Raw genomic sequence first — 278 nt, 5'->3', positions numbered from 1 at the left:
CAGAAATTCGCGATGGTGATTGACGAGATCAACCGGGGAAACATCAGCAAAATCTTTGGCGAGCTGATCACCTTGATCGAATCTGATAAACGCGAAGGAGCTGTGAACGCCGTTTCTGTAGCTTTGCCGTATTCCGGCGAAAGTTTTTCGGTGCCAGCCAATGTCGATATTATCGGCACAATGAACACGGCAGACCGATCCCTTGCGTTGCTGGATACCGCGCTGCGTCGCCGGTTCGAGTTTGTGTCGGTGATGCCGGACGCTCGCGATGAGCCAGG

1 protein-coding gene is annotated in these 278 nt (G+C 53.6%); it reads left to right on the top strand.

Going from position 1 to position 278, the window contains the following annotated elements; genetic code table 11:
- Nucleotides 1-278, top strand: a 278-nt coding sequence (locus tag SB752_RS32325) for an AAA family ATPase (RefSeq protein WP_410719484.1), incomplete at both ends; no start/stop codon positions are given.

Origin of the sequence: Brevibacillus sp. SIMBA_040, from assembly GCF_046535075.1 — a bacterium.
Taxonomy (GTDB): domain Bacteria; phylum Bacillota; class Bacilli; order Brevibacillales; family Brevibacillaceae; genus Brevibacillus.
This window is presented reverse-complemented; position numbering and strand designations above follow the sequence as displayed.